The sequence below is a fragment of the Lelliottia jeotgali genome, assembly GCF_016771845.1.
GTDB classification, from domain to species: Bacteria; Pseudomonadota; Gammaproteobacteria; order Enterobacterales; family Enterobacteriaceae; genus Enterobacter; species Enterobacter jeotgali.
Genome location: NZ_JAENMQ010000006.1, coordinates 21322 through 39233, shown reverse-complemented (window position 1 = coordinate 39233; position 17912 = coordinate 21322). Strand labels below are relative to the sequence as shown.

The following is a 17912-nucleotide window of genomic DNA, read 5'->3' as shown; positions in this document are numbered from 1 at the left end:
ATCATGTGTAGTACCTGCGGTTGCGCCGAAGGCAACCTGTATATCGAAGGCGATGAGCATCGCCCCCACTCCGCGTTTCGCTCCGCGCCTTTCTCTCCCGCCCCGCGCAACGTAGCAGCGCTCACCGGCATCCGCTTTGCGCCAAAGCCATCAGACGAAGGCGACCTGCACTACGGCCACGGCGAAGCAGGCACCCATGCGCCGGGGATGAGCCAGCGCAAAATGCTGGAAGTCGAAATCAACGTGCTGGACAAAAACAACCAGCTCGCCGCACGCAACCGCGCACGTTTCGCCGCGCACGACCAGTTGGTACTTAATTTGGTGTCCAGCCCCGGCTCCGGCAAAACTACTCTGCTGACAGAAACCCTTAAACGCCTGAACCAGCGCGTCTCCTGCGCGGTTATAGAAGGCGATCAGCAGACCGTGAATGACGCCGCGCGCATTCGCGAAACCGGCACGCCGGCAATTCAGGTCAATACTGGCAAAGGCTGCCATCTGGATGCGCAGATGATTGCCGACGCCGCGCCGCGTCTGCCGTTGGCGGATAACGGCATTCTGTTTATCGAGAACGTCGGCAACCTGGTCTGCCCCGCCAGTTTTGATCTCGGTGAACGGCATAAAGTGGCGGTGCTCTCCGTCACTGAAGGTGAGGACAAACCGCTGAAATACCCGCATATGTTTGCCGCCGCCTCGCTGATGCTGCTCAACAAAATAGATCTGCTGCCGTACCTCGATTTCGACGTCGAAAAATGTTTGGCGTACGCCCGGGAAGTGAACCCGGAAATTGAAATCCTGATGGTGTCCGCCACTAAGGGTGACGGCATGGAAAGCTGGCTGAACTGGCTGGAGAACGAACGATGTGCATAGGCGTTCCAGGACAGATTCGCGCCATCGACGGTAATCAGGCCAAAGTGGAAGTGTGCGGCGTGCTGCGCGATGTCGATCTCACGCTGGTGGGCGTAGTGGATGAAAACGGCGCCTCGCGCCTCGGTCAGTGGGTGCTGGTCCACGTCGGTTTTGCCATGAGCGTGATTAACGAAGACGAGGCCCGCGACACGCTGGCGGCGCTGCAAAATATGTTTGAAGTCGAGCCGAACGTCGGCGCGCTGCTGTTTGGCGAGGAGCGATAACACATGCGCTACGTTGATGAATACCGCGCACCTGAACAGGTGATGCAGCTTATCGCGCACCTGAAAACGCGGGCTGCGCTACTGGAGTACACCGCCGCGCGTCCGCTGCGCATCATGGAAGTCTGCGGCGGCCACACTCATGCGATCTTTAAATTCGGCCTCGACCAGCTCCTGCCCGATAACATTGAATTTATTCACGGCCCTGGCTGTCCGGTGTGCGTCCTTCCAATGGGTCGCATCGACAGCTGCATTGAGATTGCCAGCCAGCCGGAGGTGATTTTTTGCACTTTTGGCGATGCGATGCGCGTGCCAGGCAAAAACGGTTCACTGATGCAGGCCCGCGCGCGCGGCGCGGATGTGCGTATCGTCTATTCGCCGATGGATGCCCTGAAGCTGGCGGCAGAGAATCCAGCGCGAAAAGTGGTGTTTTTCGGCCTTGGATTTGAAACCACCATGCCCGCAACGGCCATCACTTTGCGGCAGGCAAGAGAGCAGGGCCTGACAAACTTTTTCTTTTTCTGTCAGCATATTACGCTGATCCCTACCCTGCGCAGCCTGCTGGACGAACCGGACAACGGTATCGACGCGTTTCTGGCGCCAGGCCACGTCAGCATGGTGATTGGCACCGAGGCCTATGGCTTTATCGCCGTCGACTATCATCGCCCATTAGTGGTGGCTGGATTCGAACCTCTTGATCTACTGCAAGGCGTGAACATGCTGGTTGAGCAGAAAATAGCAGCCGTGAGTTCGGTAGAAAATCAGTATCGTCGCGTGGTCCCCGATGCGGGCAATCATCTGGCGCAACAGGCTATCGCCGAGGTATTTAGCGTCGAAGGTGACAGCGAATGGCGCGGGCTGGGTCTGATTGCGCAGTCAGGCGTCCATCTGACCGCTGCGTACCAGGCATTCGACGCCGAAGCGCATTTTCGACCTCAGCCGCAGCAGGTATGTGACGATCCTCGCGCCCGCTGTGGCGCGGTGTTAACCGGCAAATGCAAACCGCATCAATGTCCATTATTTGGCAACACCTGCAATCCGCAAACCGCGTTTGGCGCGCTAATGGTCTCTTCCGAAGGAGCCTGCGCCGCGTGGTATCAGTACCGCAATCAGGAGTGTGAAGCATGAAGACGGTGGAAATGGCCCACGGCAGCGGCGGCCTGGCGATGCAGCAGCTGATTGGTCAGCTGTTTATGTCCGCCTTCGACAACCCGTGGCTGGCGCAGCAGGAAGATCAGGCACGCATTGCGCTGTCATCGTTGACCTCCCAGGGCGATCGCCTGGCGTTTTCCACAGACAGCTACGTCATCGACCCGCTGTTTTTCCCCGGTGGCGATATCGGCAAGCTGGCGGTGTGCGGCACGGCGAATGATGTGGCGGTGAGCGGTGCAATCCCCCGCTATCTCTCGTGCGGTTTTATCCTCGAAGAGGGATTACCAATGGAGAACTTAACCGCCGTCGTCAACAGCATGGCGCAGACCGCACGGGAAGCAGGTATTGCCATCGTCACTGGCGACACCAAAGTGGTGCAGCGCGGTGCGGCGGACAAACTGTTTATCAATACTGCGGGCATGGGTGCCATTCCGGCGGACATCCACTGGGGCGCGCAGCAGCTCAATGTCGGCGATGTGTTGATTGTTAGCGGTACGCTGGGCTGCCACGGCGCGACAATTTTAAATCTACGCGAAGGGCTGGGGCTGGACGGTGAACTGCAGAGCGACTGCGCGGTGCTGACGCCGCTTATCCAGACCTTGCATGACTGCCCCGGCGTTAAAGCCCTGCGCGATGCTACGCGCGGCGGCGTGAATGCCGTCGCCCATGAGTTCGCCGCCGCCAGCGGGTGTGGCGTTGAACTGGTGGAAAGCCAGTTGCCCGTTAAACCGGCAGTGCGTGGTCTTTGCGAGCTGCTGGGCCTGGACCCACTCAACTTTGCCAACGAAGGCAAGCTGCTGATTGGCGTTGAACGCGCTTACGCTGAAGCGGTACTGGAAAAACTGCGCGCCCATCCGCTCGGGCAAAATGCCGCTATCATTGGTGAAGTGGTTGAGCGCAAAGGAGTGCGACTGTCCGGCCTGTACGGCATCAAACGCACGCTGGATTTACCGCATTCAGAACCGTTACCCCGAATTTGCTAGAACCGCGCGAAAAGCGGTCAGCACTGTTTCTCTTTTTTTGCCAGTCTCTTTGGAAGCGATATGTCGTATACACCGATGAGCGATCTTGGACAGCAAGGGCTGTTTGATATTACGCGCACACTTTTACAGCAGCCCGATTTGGGTTCACTGAGCGAGGCTCTGACGCGCCTGGTCAGGCAATCTGCGCTGGCAGACAGCGCCGCCATCGTGCTCTGGCACAGCGCCAGCCAACGCGCCAGCTACTTTGCGACGCGCGACAACGGCAAGCCCGTCGAATATGAAGATGAAACGGTGCTGGCACACGGCCCGGTGCGTCGTATTTTGTCGCGCCCGGACGCGCTGCACTGCAACTTCGAGGAGTTTCGCAAGATCTGGCCGCGTCTCGCCGACAGCCCGTTATATTCGCCCTTCGGCCATTACTCCATGCTCCCGCTGGCCGTCGATGGTCGTATCTTCGGCGGCTGCGAATTTATTCGTAATAACGATCAGCCGTGGAGCGAAGCGGAATACGAACGCCTGCACACTTTCACCCAGATTGTCAGCGTGGTGGCGGAACAGATCCACAGCCGCGTCAGCGATAACGTCGATTACGATCTCCTGAGCCGCGAGCGTGACAACTTCCGCATACTTGTCGCTATCACCAACGCGGTGCTCTCCCGCCTCGATATGGATGAGCTGGTGAGCGAGGTCGCGAAAGAGATCCACCACTACTTTAAAATCGACGCTATTAGCATTGTGTTGCGCGGCCATCGCAAGGGCAAACTGACCATTCACTCCACCCATTATCTGGACGAAACCAACCCGGCGCACGAGCAAAGCGAAGTCGACGAAGTGGGAACGCTGTCCGAGCGGGTGTTTAAAAACAAAGAGATGCTGCTGCTCAATCTCAACGAGCGTGACGAACTGGCACCGTACGAGCGGATGCTGTTTAACTCGTGGGGAAACCAAATTCAGACATTGTGCCTGCTGCCGCTGATGTCCGGAAACACCATGCTCGGCGTACTGAAACTGGCGCAGTGCGAAGAGCAGATCTTTACCACCACCAATTTAAAACTGCTGCGCCAGATTGCCGAGCGTATCGCTATCGCGCTCGATAATGCCCTTGCGTATCAGGAGATCCACCGCCTGAAAGAACGGCTTGTGGATGAGAACCTGGCGCTGACGGAACAGCTGAATAACGTCGACAGTGAATTTGGCGAGATTATTGGCCGCAGCGATGCCATGTATAGCGTGCTCAAACAGGTGGAAATGGTGGCGCAGAGCGACAGCACGGTGCTGATCCTTGGCGAAACCGGCACCGGCAAAGAGCTGATTGCCCGTGCAATCCACAATCTCAGCAATCGCAACAGCCGTCGGATGGTGAAAATGAACTGCGCGGCGATGCCTGCGGGGCTGCTCGAAAGCGACCTGTTTGGCCACGAGCGCGGTGCGTTTACCGGTGCCAGCACCCAGCGCATCGGTCGTTTTGAGCTGGCGGACAAAAGTTCGCTGTTCCTCGATGAAGTGGGCGATATGCCGCTGGAATTGCAGCCCAAATTGCTGCGCGTGTTACAGGAACAGGAGTTTGAACGCCTCGGCAGCAACAAGCTGATTCAAACCAATGTGCGCCTGATTGCTGCCACTAACCGCGACCTGAAAAAAATGGTCGCCGATCGTGAGTTCCGCAACGATCTTTACTATCGTCTGAACGTGTTCCCAATTTGTCTGCCTCCGCTACGCGAGCGCCCGGACGACATTCCGCTACTGGTGAAAGCGTTCACCGCCAAAATTGCCCGCCGGATGGGGCGCAATATTGACAGCATTCCGGCAGAAACCCTGCGCACGCTCTCGGCGATGGAATGGCCGGGCAACGTTCGCGAGCTGGAAAACGTCATTGAGCGGGCGGTGCTGCTGACGCGCGGCAGCGTGCTACAACTCTCGCTGCCCGAAGTGATGATTTCACAAGAGGCGATGCCGGTGGCGGAAATGGCACAGGACGGTGAAGACGAATATCAGCTGATCGTGCGTATTCTGAAAGAGACCAACGGTGTGGTCGCCGGGCCGAAAGGGGCTGCCCAGCGACTGGGGCTGAAACGGACAACGTTGCTTTCACGCATGAAACGGCTGGGTATTGAGAAAGATATGCTGGTGTGAATCACGCCCTCTCTCGCCTGAGAGGGTTTTCTTTAATATTCATGCTATAAACTCCCCTGTATGACCCACATTCATTCGTTTTCCAGGAGGTAACATGTCTGTTTCTGCACGCAACCAGCTCGCCGGTACTGTCAGCGCCACATCACACGGCGCGGTCAATGATGAAGTCGAATTAACTCTGACTGGCGGCGCAAAACTGGTGGCAATTGTCACCACCAGCAGCAAAGAAGCACTAGGACTGGTGCCGGGCAAAGAGGCTATCGCGCTGATCAAAGCCCCGTGGGTAACGCTGGCGACGGAAGACTGTGGCCTGAAGTTTTCGGCGCGTAACCAGTTTGCAGGCGCCATCAGCAAAGTGACGGAAGGCGCGGTTAACGCCACGGTTCTTGTAAAAACGGATGCAGGGTTTGAAATCGTTGCGGTGGTTACCAACGAGAGCCGCGAAGAGATGCAGCTTGCGGCAGGTAAACGTGTTATCGCTCTGGTGAAAGCGTCGGCGATCCTTATCGCGACGCGCGCATAACGGGCTGGTGCCGCGCGCTGCGTGGCACTATTTTTTCGGACGATATTTCTCAGGCAATTCCGGCACCGGACGGCGATCGTCAATCAGATGGCGAATCGTCAGGATCGGGTGACGCCATAGCATGCGCGGCCCAGCCCAACGCATAACTTGCTTCATCTCTTCGCGTTTTGCGGGCTGATAACAGTGCACCGGACACTGTTTGCAGGCGGGCTTTTCCTCACCAAACACGCACTTATCCAGCCGTTTGTCGGCGTAATCGTTCAACGCCTGATAATGCCCCGCAGCACGAGATGCCTGTGGGCATTGCCGCTCATACAGCGCAATCATTTTGCTGATGGTCTCTTTTTCGCGGGAGATGCGTTTTCCTGACATTTCACGTTACCGGTTAATAAAGGTGCATTTATAATACATTTTTATATCTCCTGTTTCAGCCCGTTTTCATCTTTTGCATTCCATTTTCTGAAGGCTGCTTCCAGTATTAAGACTGCCTCCTGTGCATTTTACTGGTATTTTATACAGGTAAATTTAATGCCAACCTGGCTGCTGTTATGGAGTTTTTATGTCTGACATTTTCATTACTCAACCGCTTCGCCATCTTAAAGTGGGCTACTTCAGAAAACGCCACGAAGATCGTAAAACTAAAATCCCCAGACGCTACAGCGTACATGCTGCCCTGAGCCTTAAAGGTGACTGGCTGGAGCAAGCTGGGTTTAAAACAAATTCACAGGTTCGGGTGCTCGTCGAACACGGGAAATTACTCATTGAGCTGATGGATGAAACTGTGGCGTAAACTCTCGACATTTTGCTGCGCCACGTCATTTTTTCATGCGACAATAGAGGGAATTAACGAGCTGAAGATCGCTCAAAACGCAACAATTTCAATGAAATGGATATCATAACTCCATGAGCACAATCGACAATTTAACCGCGCATACGCCGATGATGCAGCAGTACCTGAAGCTAAAAGCTCAGCATCCGGAAATCCTGCTGTTTTATCGTATGGGCGACTTTTACGAGCTTTTTTATGACGATGCGAAACGCGCGTCGCAGTTGCTCGACATCTCGCTGACCAAACGTGGTGCGTCTGCAGGTGAACCGATCCCAATGGCCGGCATTCCGCATCATGCGGTAGAAAACTATCTGGCGAAGCTGGTGAACCAGGGTGAATCCGTCGCCATTTGCGAACAGATTGGCGATCCGGCCACCTCAAAAGGGCCGGTCGAGCGCAAAGTCGTGCGTATCGTCACGCCGGGCACTATTAGTGATGAAGCGCTCTTACAGGAGCGTCAGGATAACCTGCTCGCCGCTATCTGGCAGGACAGCAAAGGCTTCGGCTATGCGACGCTGGATATCAGCTCAGGGCGTTTTCGCCTAAGCGAGCCCGCCGATCGTGAAACCATGGCGGCTGAGCTACAGCGCACCAATCCGGCGGAGCTGCTCTACGCCGAAGATTTCGCCGAAATGGCCCTGATTGAAGGCCGTCGCGGTCTGCGACGCCGACCTTTGTGGGAATTTGAAATTGATACCGCGCGCCAGCAGTTGAATCTACAGTTTGGTACCCGCGACCTGATTGGCTTTGGCGTAGAGAGCGCGCCTCGCGGCCTCTGTGCTGCGGGCTGTCTGTTACAGTATGTGAAAGACACGCAGCGCACGACCCTGCCGCATATTCGCTCCATCACGATGGAACGCCAGCAGGACAGCATCATTATGGATGCCGCTACGCGCCGTAACCTGGAGATCACCCAGAATCTGGCCGGTGGTGTAGAAAATACCCTCGCTGCGGTGCTCGACAGTACGGTGACGCCGATGGGCAGCCGCATGTTGAAGCGCTGGCTGCATATGCCGGTTCGCGATACGTCGGTGCTGGTCAGTCGTCAGCAGACTATCAGTGCTTTACAGGATCGCTTTACGGATCTTCAGCCGGTACTGCGCCAGGTGGGCGATCTGGAACGTATTCTGGCGCGCCTGGCACTGCGTACGGCGCGCCCGCGCGATCTGGCTCGCATGCGTCACGCCTTCCAGCAATTACCAGAACTGCGCGCACAGCTGGCAGAAGTCGACAGTGCGCCGGTGCAAAAACTGCGCGAAAGCATGGGTGAATTTACTGAGCTGCGCGAGCTGCTTGAGCGTGCGGTGGTCGACGCACCGCCGGTGCTGGTCCGCGATGGCGGTGTCATTGCCCCCGGCTATAACGAAGAGCTGGACGAATGGCGCGCCCTGGCGGACGGTGCAACGGATTATCTGGATAAACTGGAAATTCGCGAACGCGAGCGTCTGGGCCTTGATACCCTAAAAGTCGGCTACAACGCCATTCACGGCTATTACATCCAAATCAGCCGCGGTCAGAGCCATCATGCACCTATCCACTACGTGCGTCGCCAGACGCTGAAAAACGCCGAACGCTACATTATTCCTGAGCTGAAAGAGTATGAAGACAAAGTCCTCACCTCCAAAGGCAAAGCGCTGGCGCTGGAAAAACAGCTGTATGAAGAGCTGTTCGACACGCTCCTGCCGCACCTGGCCGATTTACAGCTGAGCGCCAGTGCCCTGGCTGAGCTGGACGTGCTGGTGAACCTGGCAGAACGCGCAGACACGCTGAACTACACTTGCCCGACATTCAGCGATAAGCCCGGTATTCGCATCAGCGAAGGGCGTCATCCCGTGGTGGAACAGGTGCTCAACGAGCCGTTTATTGCTAACCCGCTTAACCTGTCTTCCCAGCGTCGGATGCTGATCATTACCGGCCCGAATATGGGCGGTAAAAGTACCTACATGCGCCAGACTGCGTTGATCGCCCTGCTGGCTTATATCGGTAGCTACGTTCCGGCACAAAGCGTGGAGATCGGCCCAATCGATCGCATCTTCACTCGTGTTGGGGCGGCGGACGATCTGGCCAGCGGTCGCTCCACCTTCATGGTCGAGATGACCGAAACCGCCAACATTCTGCACAACGCCACGGAAAACAGCCTGGTGCTGATGGATGAGATTGGTCGCGGGACATCGACCTATGACGGTCTTTCCCTGGCCTGGGCCTGCGCTGAAAATCTGGCGAATAAGATCAAAGCGCTGACCCTGTTTGCAACGCACTATTTTGAACTCACGCAGTTGCCAGAGAAAATGGAAGGCGTTGCCAACGTTCATCTGGATGCGCTGGAGCACGGTGATACCATCGCCTTCATGCATACAGTGCAGGACGGCGCGGCCAGCAAAAGTTACGGCCTGGCCGTGGCAGCCCTGGCGGGGGTGCCGAAAGAGGTGATCAAACGCGCGCGTCAGAAACTGCGCGAGCTGGAAAGCCTGTCGCCAAATGCAGCGGCAACGCAGATTGATGGCTCGCAAATGTCGTTACTGGCCCAGGCAGAAGAGACCTCTCCAGCCGTTGAAGCGCTGGAGAACCTCGACCCTGATTCACTGACACCGCGCCAGGCTCTCGAGTGGATCTATCGCCTGAAGAATCTGGTGTAAGAGTATTAACCGGCTTTGGTGCGTAGATAGTCGATAAAGACGCGCACCTTAGCCGACACATGCTGTGCATCGGGATAAACCGCATAAATGCCCTGCGGCATAAATTGGTAGTCAGGGAGTATCTGCACCAGACGTCCGCTTTCCAGCTCTGCTTTTACCAGCCATTCAGGCAACAACGCGACTCCAGCACCCGCCAGCGCAAAGGCCATCAGTGCCTGAGCGCTGTCGGCAAAGAGACGCGCAGGATGCGTAATTTCCAGCGACGCCTTCTGCCCGCTAGCATCGGTCATCTGCCAGCGCAGCGGTGAAGGGAGACGCTCATGAATAATCCACTCGGCCTGAGATAGTGCATCCAGAGAAACAATGGGGTTTGCGGCAAGCCAATTGGGAGCGGCAACCGGTAAAATAGTAAAACGTGAAATCTGCGCGGCGTGATAGCGAGAATCTGCCAGCGTCCCCAGTCGAATAGCGACATCGAATCGCTCAGCAATCAAATCTGCATGATGAGAAGACGCAACGTGACGTATGCGTAAATCGGGATGAAGCCGGCTAAATTCCGCCAGCACCGGCACAATCACCAGTGCACCATATTCCGGCGTGGAAGTAATTCGCAGTTCGCCACTCAGTCCCACATGGCTGGCCCTGACCTCATCCTGCAAATTCTCCGCAGCGTTTAATAACTCGACGCCACGCTGGTAAAAGATGGTGCCCGCTTCCGTCAGCGTAATACGTCGCGTCGAGCGCAGGAGCAACGTCACGCCCAGCTCATTTTCCAGCTGCCGAATATTGAAACTCACTACGGCTTTTGTTTGCCCAAGCGCAGTCGCCGCTGCGGTAAAACTTCCGGTGTCCACCACGGCGACGAAAATCGTCATTCGCTGTAAATTGAGCATCGCTGCAACCATTACTGTCAAAATTATTTTGACAGTATATCGCCAGAGACGTCGTTTATCCCTCGCTTTCAGACAGATACATTACCGCTCCTTAACGGAGGGTAAAACATGGCTTATCGTAGTAAAGTCGCCATCGTATTTCTGCTGGGCTTTTTTCTCGATCTCATCAATATGTTCATCGCCAGCGTCGCGTTTCCGGCAATGTCGGCGGCATTGCATTCATCCGCCCCGGCGCTGGCATGGGTCTGCAATGGGTATATTGCGGGCATGACGTTGGTCATCCCTTTTAGTGCCCTCATCACCCGCCGTCTGGGTGCAAAGCGGGTTTTCATTCTTTCTTTGACGCTGTTTTGTCTCGCGGCCACTGCTGCCGGTATGTCTGACTCGCTGAGTCACCTGATTTTTTGGCGTGTTTTACAGGGTACAGGTGGCGGATTGCTCATCCCCATTGGACAGGCGCTGGCATGGCAACAGTTTAAGCCGCATGAACGGGCCGGTTTATCCACAGCGGTAATGCTGGTCGCACTTCTCGCCCCTGCATGCGCCCCGGCCCTGGGTGGAATTCTGATTCAGTTCTTTCACTGGCGATGGATCTTTTTCGCCCCGCTGCCGCTTGCCGTCGTCACGCTGCTATTGGCTTGCCTGTGGCTTAAAAACGAGACTGCTGCACCCGGCCCTGCAAGGTTGCTGCATCTCCCCCTGTTGTCCGACCCGCTGTTGCGTTTCTCAATGCTGGTCTATCTTTGCGTGCCAGGGATATTCATCGGCGTGAATGTTGTCGGCCTTTTTTACCTGCAAAGTGTGGCGCAAATGACCCCGGCAGCAACCGGAGCGCTGATGCTTCCCTGGTCTCTCGCGTCGTTTATCGCCATTTCAGCCACCGGGAAATATTTCAACCGCCTTGGCCCACGTCCGCTCATTATCACCGGCTGTCTGTTGCAGGCGGCGGGGATCGCGGGTTTGTCGACAGTTTCTGCCACTACGCCAGAATCGCTCATCATCGTCCTCTTCGTCCTGATGGGCGCAGGTGGCAGCCTGTGCAGCAGCACCGCTCAGAGTACCGCATTTCTCAATGTGGCCTATGAAGAGATGCCCGATGCCAGCGCCCTGTGGAACATTAACCGTCAGCTGAGTTTCTTTCTTGGTGCCACCCTGCTGGCGCTGATACTCAGTACGCTACAACACGTTTTTCCGCCTATTCAGACCTGGCATGGGGTCTTTATTTTGTCAGCCGGAATCACGCTTTTCCCCATCATCAGCGCGCTGCGCCTCAACAACCAACAGGTGCTTGCGCATCTTCATAAGGAAACATCATGAATTTATTCGAAAATGAAATCATTGAGGCCCACGTCGCCATTGAAAACTGGCTCGGTAAAGGCGAAGGCGACCCCGAAGCGTTGATGGCCCACTTCAGCAAAACATTTAGCATGGTGACATTAACCGGTGCTTGTCTGGATTATGCCGCCTTGAAAGGATTCTTTCTGGCTCAGCGCGGAGGCCGTCCAGGACTTTGCATTACCGTGGACTGCGTGGAAGTGCTGGAAACATGGCCAGACGGTGCAGCGTTACGGTATAGGGAGATTCAAAGCCAGCCTTCAGCCGCAACCACCGTGCGATGGTCTACGGTATTGCTGAGCAAACAAGGCGAAAGCGTGCTCTGGCGTCATCTTCACGAAACAGCCCAAGGATAGAAAAGAAAAAGGCCCGTCTCTCGACGGGCCTCTTTTAGATGAAAATGGCTTATTCGCGGAACAGCGCTTCGATATTCAGCCCTTGCCCCTGCAGGATTTCACGCAGGCGACGCAAACCTTCTACCTGAATCTGGCGAACACGTTCACGAGTCAGGCCAATTTCACGGCCCACATCTTCCAGTGTCGCAGCTTCATACCCCAGCAGACCGAAACGACGTGCCAGCACTTCACGCTGTTTGGCGTTCAGTTCGAACAGCCATTTGACGATGCTCTGTTTCATATCATCGTCTTGCGTGGTGTCTTCCGGACCGTTGTCTTTTTCATCGGCCAGGATGTCCAGCAGCGCTTTTTCGGAGTCGCCACCCAACGGGGTGTCGACGGAGGTAATGCGCTCATTGAGACGCAGCATACGGCTTACGTCATCAACCGGTTTGTCGAGTTGTTCGGCAATCTCTTCTGCACTAGGTTCGTGGTCCAGTTTATGGGACAACTCACGCGCAGTACGCAGATAAACGTTCAACTCTTTGACGATGTGAATCGGCAGGCGAATCGTACGGGTTTGGTTCATGATTGCCCGTTCGATGGTCTGACGAATCCACCAGGTCGCGTACGTCGAGAAACGGAACCCACGTTCTGGGTCAAACTTCTCAACGGCGCGGATCAGGCCCAGGTTGCCCTCTTCAATCAGATCCAGCAGTGCCAGACCACGATTGCTGTAACGACGAGCAATTTTCACCACCAGACGCAAGTTACTTTCAATCATGCGGCGGCGTGAGGCAACATCTCCACGCAGTGCGCGACGCGCGAAATACACTTCTTCTTCGGCCGTTAACAGTGGAGAATAACCAATCTCTCCAAGGTAAAGCTGAGTCGCGTCAAGCACACGCTGTGTGGCGCCCTGCGATAACAGCTCTTCTTCAGCTAAATCGTTATCACTGGGTTCCTCTTCAACTAAGGCTTTCTCATCGAAAGACTCAGCTCCGTTCTCATCAAATTCCGCATCTTCATTTAAATCATGAACTTTCAGCGTATTCTGACTCATAAGGTGGCTCCTACCCGTGATCCCTGAACGAGACACCCTGAAGCGGTATGCCTCGTCAAATTATCGCTGCGGTAAATATTGCAGCGGGTTTACGGATTTCCCCTTGTAACGAATTTCAAAATGCAAGCGTGTAGAACTGGTGCCGGTGCTACCCATGGTAGCGATTTTTTGCCCCGCCTTGATTTCTTGTTGCTCCCGGACCAGCATTGTATCGTTATGGGCGTAGGCACTCAGGTAATCATCGTTATGTTTGATGATAATAAGATTACCGTAACCGCGCAGAGCGTTACCGGCATACACAACGCGTCCATCTGCGGTCGCGATGATTGCCTGTCCCTTACTTCCTGCGATATCGATCCCTTTATTTCCCCCCTCGGAGGAAGAGAAGTTTTCGATAACTTTGCCATCAGCAGGCCAACGCCATGCAGAAATTGGCGCACTGGAACTCGAACTGCTGGCAGTCGGTACGGTAGAGCTAACCACAGGTGCCGTCACCGGTGCTGTGACGACAGTCGCAGACGGCTTATTATTCGGCAACATTTTGTTAGCACTCTGTTCACCTGAATCTTCAGAATACGTAATTGTTGGTTGTGAAGCAACCACTGCGCTTGTATTTTGCGCAGGTTTAACGCTGTTATTTTGTGCGGTGACATCCGCGGCTGAAACAGAGTTGCCTGGCGTCAGTGGCGTACCGGTCGCATTACCGACCTGGAGCGTCTGCCCTACTTCCAGACCATACGGGGCCTGTACGCTGTTTCGCTGGGCGAGGTCGCGGAAATCGTTCCCGGTGATCCACGCGATATAGAAAAGCGTGTCGCCGCGTTTCACAGTGTAGGTGCTGCCGCCGGTATAACTCCCTTTCGGAATGTTCCCATACTTGCGGTTATAGACTATGCGGCCATTTTCGGTCTGCACAGACTGTTGCACTGGCTGAATCTGAGTGGGCTGCGTGGTCGGCACTTGAACAGGCTGGATCTGTGGAGTTTGCTGCGTCGCCACATTGCCCATTTTAGGCGGAGGGGTGATTAGCATTCCACCGGAGGTACTTCCCGAATTGCCGTTCCCGCCAACAGAGCTCACAGGAGCAGGCGCGTTATTAGAACTTGTACAACCTGCCAGCCAAAGCGAAACCAATGACAATGCCGCAACACGGCTGATGGTGAATTTTGGGCTTCCCGCGCTCATTTATCCCCCAGGAATGTGTTAACTACCAGTGACTTAAAATTAACCGTGATGGCACGAACCTTTTGCGCCACACCATACGCCGAATATTTCCGAATAACCCTGGAAAATTCCGAGTATCAGGCAAGCTCTCCCTTGACCAGAGGCACAAAGCGTACGGCTTCTACGGTATCGATAATAAACTCGCCGCCCCGTCGACGAACGCGCTTAAGCAGCTGCTGTTCATCGCCCACCGGCAAAACGAGAATGCCGCCATCGTCCAGCTGCGTTAACAGCGCAGTCGGGATCTCAAGCGGTGCTGCCGTCACGATAATGGCATCAAACGGTGCGCGAGCCTGCCAGCCCTGCCAGCCATCACCGTGACGTGTAGAAACGTTGTGTAAATCAAGCTGCTTAAGGCGACGGCGGGCGTGCCACTGCAAACCTTTGATACGCTCGACCGAGCAGACGTGATGGACAAGATGCGCCAGAATCGCCGTCTGATACCCTGAACCGGTGCCAATCTCCAGCACGCGTGACTCCGGCGTCAGCTCAAGCAGTTCCGTCATCCGCGCCACCATGTACGGCTGCGAAATCGTCTGCCCCTGCCCTATTGGCAAGGCAACGTTTTCCCACGCTTTGTGCTCAAACGCCTCATCGACAAATTTCTCACGGGGTACCTGTGAGATAGCCTCAAGCACACGCTCGTCAGTGATGCCCTGAGTGCGCAATTGTTCCAGAAGAGCTTGTACACGTTTACTTACCATTGAGTGTTCACTCCGGCACGTTCAAGCCAGCCAGACACGACATCTTGCGCGTTATACGCTGTTAAATCTACGTGCAGCGGCGTGACGGAAACATAGCCTGCATCCACCGCTGCAAAATCCGTATCCGGCCCGGCATCGCACTGTTCGCCAGGCGGACCAATCCAGTAGAGCGTATTGCCGCGCGGGTCCTGCTGCGGGATCACTTTATCCGCCGGATGGCGGCTGCCGCAGCGCGTCACGCGAATGCCTTTGATCTCTTCAAGGGGCAGATCCGGCACGTTGATATTCAGAATGCGCCCTGTGCGCAGCGGCTCGCGGTTCAGCGCGCGCAGGATCGAACAGGTCACCGCAGCGGCGGTGTCATAATGCTTATGTCCATTAAGGGAAACCGCCAGCGCCGGGAACCCCAGATGGCGCCCTTCCATTGCTGCCGCGACCGTACCGGAGTAGATCACGTCATCGCCCAGATTTGGGCCTGCGTTGATACCAGAGACCACTACATCCGGGCGTGGGCGCATCAGCGCATTAACGCCCAGGAACACGCAGTCCGTCGGCGTTCCCATCTGCACCGCGATATCGCCATTTTCATACGTGAATGTACGCAGCGATGATTCGAGCGTTAAAGAGTTGGACGCGCCACTGCGGTTACGATCGGGAGCAACGACCTGCACCTCGGCAAATTCGCGAAGGTGTTTAGCCAGCGTCTGTATTCCAGGCGCATGGATCCCATCATCGTTACTCAGCAATATTCGCATAGTCACCCGACGTAGTAATAAGTTCCCTGACAACGCTGGTGGCAAAACTGCCTGCAGGCAGCCAGAAACGCAACTCGACGGTTACGTCATCCCACCAGTTCCAGCTCAACTGCTGCGGATAGAGGAGCATCGCACGGCGTGCCGCCTCAACTTTTTCCCGCACCAGCAATGATTGTAATTCTGTCTCTTCAGCGACTGCAGCCTGTTCAGCGGCCAGTGCTTCGCCCTGCGTTCCCCACTCTCCCGAGCCGGGCAGCGCGGCGGTAATCAGCAGCGATTTATTGTCGACGCGCGCCTGCAGATCGGTCATTTCTTCGTTTGTGGCGACAAACCAGCTGCCGCGTCCCGCTAATTGTAGCGCATCACCGACAACAACTTGATTCGCGTCTGGTTTTTTCAGTCGTTCGCTCACAATCTGATTAAACAACGCACTACGGGCTGCCGACAACCAAAAACTGCGTTTATTCCTGTCGCGCACCGGGGCATTGCTTTGCGCCCAACGCAACGCGCCGAGTAGGTTGCTGCCGCCCAGCCCGAAACGCTGGGAACCGAAATAGTTCGGCACGCCCTGCTCGCTGATGGCGGTCAGGCGTTTTTCCACGTCGTCACGATTTGTCACTTCACGCAGCACCAGCGTAAAGGCATTGCCCTGAAGCGCCCCGAGGCGCAGCTTGCGCTTATGACGGGCGTACTCAAGCACTTTACAGCCTTCGAGCTCAAATTTGCTTAAATCAGGCATTACATTGCCCGGCACGCGCGCGCACAGCCACTGCTCGGTAACAGCATGTTTATCTTTCTGCCCGGCAAAGCTCACTTCACGGGCGTGAATTTTGAGGAATTTTGCCAGCGCATCGGCGACGAAACGGGTATTGCAGCCGTTTTTCAGGATACGAACCAGAATGTGTTCGCCTTCGCCATCCGGCTGGAAACCGAGATCTTCCACCACCACGAAATCTTCCGGGTTGGCTTTTAGTTGGCCATTTCCCTGCGGTTTGCCGTGCAGATACGTCAGGTTATCAAAATCGATCATTTGCCCGCCTTCACCAGCAGCGCCACCGCCTCACAGGCGATGCCTTCGCCACGACCGACAAAACCAAGCTTTTCGGTCGTGGTCGCTTTGACGTTGACGTCATCCATATGGCAGCCGAGATCTTCGGCGATAAAAACGCGCATCTGCGGGATATGCGGCAGCATTTTCGGCGCCTGAGCAATGAGAGTCACATCAACGTTGCCCAGAGTGTAGCCCTTCGCCTGAATGCGGCGCCAGGCTTCACGCAGCAGCTCACGGCTGTCCGCACCTTTAAAGGCCGGATCGGTGTCCGGGAACAGTTTGCCGATATCGCCGAGTGCTGCCGCGCCGAGCAAGGCATCGGTTAAGGCATGCAGCGCGACATCGCCATCAGAATGCGCCAGCAAGCCCTGTTCAAAGGGAATGCGTACGCCGCCAATGATAATCGGGCCAACGCCGCCAAAGGCGTGTACGTCAAAACCGTGTCCAATTCGCATTATGCGTTCTCCTGAGGGGTAGTCCGGGTAAGATAAAATTCCGCGAGCTGTAAATCTTCTGGGCGCGTCACTTTTATATTATCAGCGCGCCCCTCAATAAGCTCAGGGTGGTAACCGCAATATTCCAGCGCCGACGCTTCATCGGTGATGGTTGCGCCTTCATTGAGCGCGCGGGTTAAGCAATCATTGAGCAGTTCGCGGGGGAAAAACTGAGGGGTCAGCGCGTGCCATAAATCGACGCGCTCAACGGTATGGGCAATATTCGTAAGTCCTGGCTCTGCGCGCTTCATGGTGTCGCGCACAGGGGCGGCCAGAATGCCGCCAACAGAACTGGTTTCGCTGAGCTGCAGCAAACGCGCCAGATCGTCCTGATGCAGGCACGGGCGTGCGGCGTCATGCACTAACACCCACTGCGCATCGCCTGCGGCGCGAAGGCCTGCCAGAACGGAATCGGCACGTTCGGCGCCGCCATCAACAACAGTAATTTGTGGATGATTTGCAAGTTGAAGCCTGGCAAAACGGGCATCGCCCGGACTGATAGCGATAACAACGCGCGTCACCCGTGGGTTCGCCAGCAGCGCCGCCACAGAGTGTTCAAGGATCGTTTTATCGCCAATAGAAAGGTACTGCTTAGGACACTCTGTTTGCATGCGCCGACCGAAACCTGCTGCCGGTACCACAGCGCATACCTTCGAAAAAGTCACTGCCATGTCG

19 protein-coding genes are annotated in these 17912 nt (G+C 55.7%); 10 read left to right on the top strand and 9 right to left on the bottom strand.

The annotated features are described in order from the left end of the window. Nucleotides 1–3 precede the first annotated feature (3 nt). The 6 genes from hypB to JBO43_RS13095 all read left to right on the top strand — a co-directional run bounded on the left by hypB (nt 4) and on the right by JBO43_RS13095 (nt 5918). Nucleotides 4–867, top strand: coding sequence for a hydrogenase nickel incorporation protein HypB (gene hypB, locus JBO43_RS13120; protein WP_095283084.1), 864 nt, complete (start codon nt 4–6; stop codon nt 865–867). Further along, entirely contained in the window at nt 858–1130 is a 273-nt protein-coding gene (locus JBO43_RS13115) for a HypC/HybG/HupF family hydrogenase formation chaperone (protein ID WP_202674483.1), read from the top strand. Before hypB ends, JBO43_RS13115 begins: the two co-directional genes overlap by 10 nt. Nucleotides 1131–1133: 3 nt before the next feature. Continuing rightward, a complete protein-coding gene (gene hypD, locus JBO43_RS13110; RefSeq protein ID WP_202674482.1) occupies nt 1134–2255 on the top strand; it encodes a hydrogenase formation protein HypD in 1122 nt (373 codons plus the stop codon). Further along, nucleotides 2252–3262, top strand: coding sequence for a hydrogenase expression/formation protein HypE (gene hypE / locus JBO43_RS13105; RefSeq protein WP_202674481.1), 1011 nt, complete (start codon nt 2252–2254; stop codon nt 3260–3262). The genes hypD and hypE overlap by 4 nt, the downstream gene beginning before the upstream one ends. A gap of 60 nt (nt 3263–3322) precedes the next feature. Further along, on the top strand, nt 3323–5395 hold the full coding sequence (gene flhA / locus JBO43_RS13100; RefSeq protein ID WP_202674480.1) for a formate hydrogenlyase transcriptional activator FlhA: 2073 nt from the start codon (nt 3323–3325) through the stop codon (nt 5393–5395). 94 nt (nt 5396–5489) lie between these two features. Beyond that, nucleotides 5490–5918 carry a TOBE domain-containing protein gene (locus tag JBO43_RS13095; protein ID WP_202674479.1) on the top strand — a complete coding sequence of 143 codons (429 nt, stop codon included), beginning with the start codon at nt 5490–5492 and terminating at the stop codon, nt 5916–5918. A gap of 27 nt (nt 5919–5945) precedes the next feature. On the opposite strand, the gene JBO43_RS13090 is transcribed toward JBO43_RS13095, so the two are convergent. After that, the gene (locus JBO43_RS13090) at nt 5946–6290 is read right to left on the bottom strand and encodes a nitrous oxide-stimulated promoter family protein (protein WP_095283093.1); all 345 of its coding nucleotides are present in this window, start codon (nt 6288–6290) and stop codon (nt 5946–5948) included. Between the two features lie 187 nt (nt 6291–6477). Here JBO43_RS13090 and JBO43_RS13085 point away from each other — a divergent pair, with 187 nt between their 5' ends. After that, the gene (locus JBO43_RS13085) at nt 6478–6708 is read left to right on the top strand and encodes a SymE family type I addiction module toxin (RefSeq protein ID WP_103946557.1); all 231 of its coding nucleotides are present in this window, start codon (nt 6478–6480) and stop codon (nt 6706–6708) included. Between the two features lie 113 nt (nt 6709–6821). Continuing rightward, nucleotides 6822–9383 (top strand): DNA mismatch repair protein MutS, encoded by a 2562-nt coding sequence (gene mutS, locus JBO43_RS13080; RefSeq protein WP_202674478.1) that lies wholly within the window; start codon nt 6822–6824, stop codon nt 9381–9383. 5 nt (nt 9384–9388) lie between these two features. On the opposite strand, the gene JBO43_RS13075 is transcribed toward mutS, so the two are convergent. Next, entirely contained in the window at nt 9389–10276 is an 888-nt protein-coding gene (locus JBO43_RS13075) for a LysR family transcriptional regulator (protein ID WP_103949278.1), read from the bottom strand. 108 nt (nt 10277–10384) lie between these two features. On the opposite strand from JBO43_RS13075, the gene JBO43_RS13070 reads away from it, so the two are divergent. Together JBO43_RS13070 and JBO43_RS13065 are read left to right on the top strand one after the other, a co-directional pair. Further along, on the top strand, nt 10385–11593 hold the full coding sequence (locus JBO43_RS13070; protein WP_202674477.1) for an MFS transporter: 1209 nt from the start codon (nt 10385–10387) through the stop codon (nt 11591–11593). After that, entirely contained in the window at nt 11590–11967 is a 378-nt protein-coding gene (locus tag JBO43_RS13065; protein ID WP_202674476.1) for a DUF4440 domain-containing protein, read from the top strand. The genes JBO43_RS13070 and JBO43_RS13065 overlap by 4 nt, the downstream gene beginning before the upstream one ends. Before the next feature lie 49 nt (nt 11968–12016). On the opposite strand, the gene rpoS is transcribed toward JBO43_RS13065, so the two are convergent. From rpoS to ispD, 7 genes are all read right to left on the bottom strand, one after another. Continuing rightward, complete coding sequence (rpoS, locus tag JBO43_RS13060; RefSeq protein ID WP_095283101.1) at nt 12017–13009, bottom strand: RNA polymerase sigma factor RpoS; 993 nt, start codon at nt 13007–13009, stop codon at nt 12017–12019. 60 nt (nt 13010–13069) lie between these two features. Then, a complete protein-coding gene (gene nlpD / locus JBO43_RS13055) occupies nt 13070–14194 on the bottom strand; it encodes a murein hydrolase activator NlpD (RefSeq protein ID WP_103946561.1) in 1125 nt (374 codons plus the stop codon). A 116-nt stretch (nt 14195–14310) separates the two neighbouring features. Next, nucleotides 14311–14937, bottom strand: coding sequence for a protein-L-isoaspartate(D-aspartate) O-methyltransferase (locus tag JBO43_RS13050; protein ID WP_095283105.1), 627 nt, complete (start codon nt 14935–14937; stop codon nt 14311–14313). Then, on the bottom strand, nt 14931–15692 hold the full coding sequence (gene surE, locus JBO43_RS13045) for a 5'/3'-nucleotidase SurE (protein WP_095283107.1): 762 nt from the start codon (nt 15690–15692) through the stop codon (nt 14931–14933). Before surE ends, JBO43_RS13050 begins: the two co-directional genes overlap by 7 nt. Beyond that, a complete protein-coding gene (truD, locus tag JBO43_RS13040) occupies nt 15673–16722 on the bottom strand; it encodes a tRNA pseudouridine(13) synthase TruD (RefSeq protein WP_095283109.1) in 1050 nt (349 codons plus the stop codon). Before truD ends, surE begins: the two co-directional genes overlap by 20 nt. Then, the gene (ispF, locus tag JBO43_RS13035; protein ID WP_202674475.1) at nt 16719–17198 is read right to left on the bottom strand and encodes a 2-C-methyl-D-erythritol 2,4-cyclodiphosphate synthase; all 480 of its coding nucleotides are present in this window, start codon (nt 17196–17198) and stop codon (nt 16719–16721) included. The genes truD and ispF overlap by 4 nt, the downstream gene beginning before the upstream one ends. After that, nucleotides 17198–17908 (bottom strand): 2-C-methyl-D-erythritol 4-phosphate cytidylyltransferase, encoded by a 711-nt coding sequence (gene ispD / locus JBO43_RS13030; protein ID WP_095283112.1) that lies wholly within the window; start codon nt 17906–17908, stop codon nt 17198–17200. Before ispD ends, ispF begins: the two co-directional genes overlap by 1 nt. Nucleotides 17909–17912 lie beyond the last annotated feature (4 nt).